Below are 5,104 nucleotides of genomic sequence, written 5' to 3' on the forward strand. Positions count from 1 at the left end.
AAATCCTCTGATTGGATATGGGTAATTGACAGGGGAAAAGTTATTGAATATGACGATAAGGGAAATCCTTCCCGGGCCATTGGAACCCATATTAACATCACACACCAAAAACAAATTGAAGAACGCTTGCGTGAACTTAACAACACAAAAGATAAGCTTTTCTCTATAATTGCCCATGATTTGCGTAGTCCGATTGGGACAATGATGAATATTGCCGAGCTCACCTCAATGAAAAAACTTGATGAAAACGCTTTATCGCGTTTTTTTGAATCACAAAAAGACTTGACTAAAAACACCTTCTTTTTGCTTGAAAATCTATTATACTGGGCTCGGCACAACTCCAACAAGGAAGATATAAAGCCCAATATCATTGATTTCAGTATTAAAGAAATTATAGACGAAACCCTCTTACAACTTAATCATGAGGCAAAAAATAAAAATTTATCGGTACTTAAGGACGATTCAGACGACTTTAAAGTAACTGGCGATATTGATATGATTCGCCTGGTTTTTCGCAATTTATTAACGAATGCCATTAAATACACAAAAAAAGATGGGACAATACATATAGGACTGGAAAAAATTAATGGCCGGTTAGCGATCAGTATTAAAGACACAGGCATAGGGATAAAGAAAAAACATATTGAAAAAATTCTCTTAAATACAGAATTTCATACCACCCAAGGTACTAATAACGAAAAAGGAACAGGCCTTGGCTTAAAACTAGTCCAAACATTCATTAATAAACACGGTGGAGAATTGAAAATTTCAAGTAAACCCGGTAAAGGTTCAACATTCCGGTTTACCTTACCCCTTGCCCGCTAAAGGTAACTGCTTAATGCATCACACCTCCATAAAGTAAAAAGGGGCGTATTGAATGTTACTCAATACGCACTTGCCGAAAAATAAAAAATCCCTGGCTGCATTTGGAAGGTTTGATTTTTATAATTTTTCGAGCATCTACGGAAAACAATTTAAAATTGAAAACCTAAGTTTTTCGGGCCTCGAAACTCAATACCCACTCTCTAAACTCATTACTGTTTCGTGACTCCGGCGGGATTAGCTCAACTCCCACCTGGCCAACCCTTCTGGCCGCTCGTGATCACGCCTCAGAATTGAGTGTGAGTTTAGAGTTCTGAGTATCTAAATATTAACTTAAGCTCTTAATTAAACCAAATAGCATTTTTGAAATTTCTTCAATTCTTTCATATACCTTATCGTACAATTCTTTTGATATTTGTTTGGCTTCAACAAGATATTCCATGATTGCTAAACATTCAAATGCACTTCCACATGAAATAACCATAAAATGTCTTCTATCCTTCTTTGTAAAACGGGAGGAACCTTCAGCAATGTTTAACATTATCGAGAAAGAAGCTCTTCTCAATTGATCATTTGTTATTCTATCAAATCCATATTGGGCAATTAGCTTAGTAATTCGAATATTAAATTCTTTGGCTTGCTGATATACTTCAAGCTTTTAAAAATCAAACATGACTATGTTTTTTTGCAAATATAAAGTATTTATCTTTTCTGAGGAATGAGTAAAGAACGCGAATTTCGAGTATAGAGTTAATAAAGCACTAATTAAAACTCACACTCTATACTCATTACCCACACTCTATACTCATCACTCACTCTCGAAACTCATTACCCACTCTCGAAACTCAATACCCACTCTCGAAACTCATTACTGATTTGTGACTCCGGCGGGATTAGATCAACTCCCTCATAGCCAAGCCGACCAGCCGCTCGTGATCACGCCTACCGTGCTGACAGGCAATAAATTTCCCTAAAAAATTAAAGAGGCTGTCCAAAAAGTATTGGACAGCCCTTTTTTATTTTGCGTTCTCCTTAATTATTAGTAAATTAAGGTTGTCAAATGAACGTAAAATCAAATATACGATTTAAAACGGTTACTTCCCAACAGGCAGTCCTGTTTCCTAGTAACATAGGCGACAAGATCGAGGCTAATCACCCCGTACGCATTGTAAATCAGATTGTTGACTCTTTAAGAATTGACGATATTTTTTCATCCTATAAAGGTGGCGGGACAAGTTCCTATCACCCAAAGGTAATGATTAAAATATTGTTTTACAGTTACTTAAACAACATCTATTCTTGTCGCAAAATTGCCAGACAGTTAAAAGAAAATATCTACTACATGTGGATTTCTGGCAATAGCACCCCTGATTTCCGTACTATTAACAATTTTAGAAGTAAAAGATTAAAAGGCAGAATTCAGGATTTGTTTGCAGAGTTGGTCAGAATAATGTCAGAAATGGGTTATGTAAGCCTTGACAGACAATATGTTGACGGGACCAAGATTGAAGCATCTTCGAATAAATACACCTTTGTTTGGAAGAAAGCTACAGAAAAATATAAGCAAAAACTTGAAGATAAGCTTGATTCCATTTTAAAAGATATTGAACATAATATCGAAGTTGATAATGAACCACAAAGCGAAGATGCAGGCTTCAAAAGTATTGACTCAAAAGTATTGGAAGAAAAAATTGAAAAGATAAATGAAAAGTACTCACAACTCTCTAAGCAGCAACAAAAAGCAGTTACCGATCTCAAGGATAAACATTTGCCCAGATTAAAAAAATATGAAAAACAACTTGATATATTAGAAGATCGAAATAGTTATTCTAAAACAGATGTTGATGCAACCTTTATGCGCATGAAGGAGGATCATATGATGAACGGTCAACTCAAACCTGCTTATAATGTGCAGATTAGTACAGAAAACCAGATAATCACCAATTATTCTATCCATCAGCGGCCAGGAGATACAGCCACTTTAATCCCCCATCTGAGCCAATTTTACAGGCATTATGGTAAATTACCCGGAACACTTGTAGCAGATGCCGGCTATGGAAGCGAACATAATTACAAATACGCTGAGCAATATGATATTGAGGCATTTGTGAAGTATAATTACTTTCATAAAGAGCAGAAACGAAAATTCAAGAACAACCCTTTTTATCCCTCAAACCTATTTTACAATGTGGAAAAGGATTATTTGGTATGTCCGATGGGACAAATCATGAACTTTATAGGCAACAGACAAAGAAAATCAGATCTGGGATATATGTCTCAAGTAAGTCTTTACCAGGCAAAAAATTGTGAAGGCTGTCCTCTTCGTTCTCAATGCCATAAAGGTGTTGGCAACAGAAAGATAGAGCTAAATCATAAAATGATTAAATATAGAAAAGAGGCAAAAGATAGACTCTTAAGCGAAGAAGGTTTATATCATAGAAGTATGCGACCTATTGAACCAGAAGCTGTATTTGGTCAAATTAAATTCAACAACAAGTTCAATCGATTTACATACAGAGGGTTAGGTGGTGTAGATCTGGAATTTGGCCTAATTGCAATCTCTCACAATTTAAAAAAAATAGCCAAAATTGTCTCTAATTCCCTAAAAAACAACTGTTTTCAACAATTTTTTGCGTTTTTTCAACAAATATTGCCCAAAATTTTTGCTCGATTCAGCCAAAATCGAAAAAAATACAATACAACAAAAATCGTAAATATTTATCGTAAAATTGCAGCATGAAAAAAGGCTGCCTTTTTAGACAGCCTCTTTTCGTGACTCCGGCGGGATTAGGCTCGTCTCCCGCAAACCCAATCCCACCAGCAGCTCGTGATCCCGCCTGTCGGGCTAACTGTTCTGTCAATGTGTACAAAAAAAGAAAGGTCTTTGCTATTAACAAAGACCTTATCGTGACTCCGGCGGGATTCAAACCCACGACCTTCAGAACCGGAATCTGACGTTCTATTCAGCTGAACTACGGAGCCATTCAGGGCTGCAAAGTTAGTAAATTTCGTTGAAACTTAAAAAATGCAATTACTTTAGTTCAAAATACGTTTGACCGGATAAACATTCTTCTTTTCATCCCACCATTTGGTGCGCTTGTAGAACCAGTTGAGTTGTGCCCAGGAACTGTTTTTTACCCCGGGGTTATCCGCAAGGAAAGCATCAAAATCAGCTCGGAGTTCAGGGTCATTTTCGAGCATCCTGCGCGCTTTGACTTCCATCACATAGGTTTCTGCGTATTCTTTTTGCTCAAAAATGGCATTGAAAAATCCCCATTGCAGAAATGAATCTGGACTTTCAGGCTCCAGCATCCAGGCTATGAGCCTTGCTCCGGGTTGATCCATTGGCACAATTACAGAACCAGAAGGAAAAGGTGTGGTATCTTTTCTGCTTTGTAATTCGAAATCTGAAATGCCCATCCGCCCTTCATAAGGACGGTTACGCCATTTTACATCTGTAAAATAGTAAGTATGCGTAGGCAATACAGTGTCGTGCTCAATTCTTATCATCTTAATACCATGTAATTCCAATCTTTCAATCACAGTTTTCCATTGCACCGGAATCACATAAGCTTCAGGCAGCATTACCTCTGCAGCCGGCTCAGGGTAACGATACCATGGTAAAGTAAACGTTTTATTTTCGCCTTTATGATATTGAAACCAATCACCACCTGTTAAATCGCTTTTAACCACGTCATACTCAACGCCCAGGAAACTCACGGTATCGTGCTGATCGGTATTGCGATAAGCAACCGCAAATGTTCGTTCCCTGAAGTCGCTTTGCTGAACAACCTTATCGGCCCTGGCAATCAATTGTTGCAACTGACTGCCTTTTTTATTCAATCGCTCCAAAGTAAGTTCAATCATCTCGCGTGTAGCCAGCACACGCTCCTTATATGGTTTCAACATGTGTGTTTCAATAAGTAGTCCCGGACGATTTCTGAGCGCAGTGTAGCCTTGCGAAAGCATAGGACGCCCAGGCCTTGTAATCAGTCCACTACGTGGATCGTGCCAACTTCTGAATGATACATATGGAAATATGGGATACCCTGCTTCAAACATACGATCTCTTACATAAGGTAAATATTCATTTTCCTGCCACTGTGTTAGGCCAGGATCCATATTGCCATAAATCTCAAGCATGTAAGTAATTACATACTGGTAATCAGCCCCATCGGTGGTATGGCAATCGATAAAGAAATCGGGCTGCCATTTATCGAAAAGTTGCAACCATGCCTGCATAGCAGGAGCATCGGCCTTTACGAAATCGCGATTCAAATTC

Annotated in this window: 3 protein-coding genes, 1 tRNA gene and 1 pseudogene; 2 read left to right on the forward strand and 3 right to left on the reverse strand. The window is 37.9% G+C overall.

The window, feature by feature from the left end; translation table 11 throughout:
• Positions 1 to 825 (forward strand): PAS domain-containing sensor histidine kinase (locus VJ937_RS04125; protein ID WP_324065627.1); only part of this gene is annotated, 825 nt, incomplete at its 5' end.
• Positions 826 to 1,150: 325 nt separating this feature from the next.
• On the opposite strand, the pseudogene VJ937_RS15700 reads toward VJ937_RS04125, so the two are convergent.
• Positions 1,151 to 1,468 (reverse strand): annotated as a pseudogene (locus VJ937_RS15700) (four helix bundle protein); the annotation flags it as partial.
• Between the two features lie 414 nt (positions 1,469 to 1,882).
• On the opposite strand from VJ937_RS15700, the gene VJ937_RS04130 reads away from it, so the two are divergent.
• The gene (locus VJ937_RS04130; protein ID WP_324065628.1) at positions 1,883 to 3,562 is read left to right on the forward strand and encodes an IS1182 family transposase; all 1,680 of its coding nucleotides are present in this window, start codon (positions 1,883 to 1,885) and stop codon (positions 3,560 to 3,562) included.
• A gap of 168 nt (positions 3,563 to 3,730) precedes the next feature.
• Here the strand turns inward: VJ937_RS04130 and VJ937_RS04135 are convergent.
• Both VJ937_RS04135 and VJ937_RS04140 read right to left on the reverse strand, forming a co-directional pair.
• Positions 3,731 to 3,804, reverse strand: a tRNA-Arg gene (locus tag VJ937_RS04135).
• Between the two features lie 54 nt (positions 3,805 to 3,858).
• On the reverse strand, positions 3,859 to 5,104 hold a 1,246-nt coding region (locus VJ937_RS04140), incomplete at its 5' end, for a hypothetical protein (RefSeq protein ID WP_324065629.1).

It is taken from the genome of Salinivirga sp. (assembly GCF_035268865.1).
Lineage (GTDB): Bacteria > Bacteroidota > Bacteroidia > Bacteroidales > Salinivirgaceae > Salinivirga.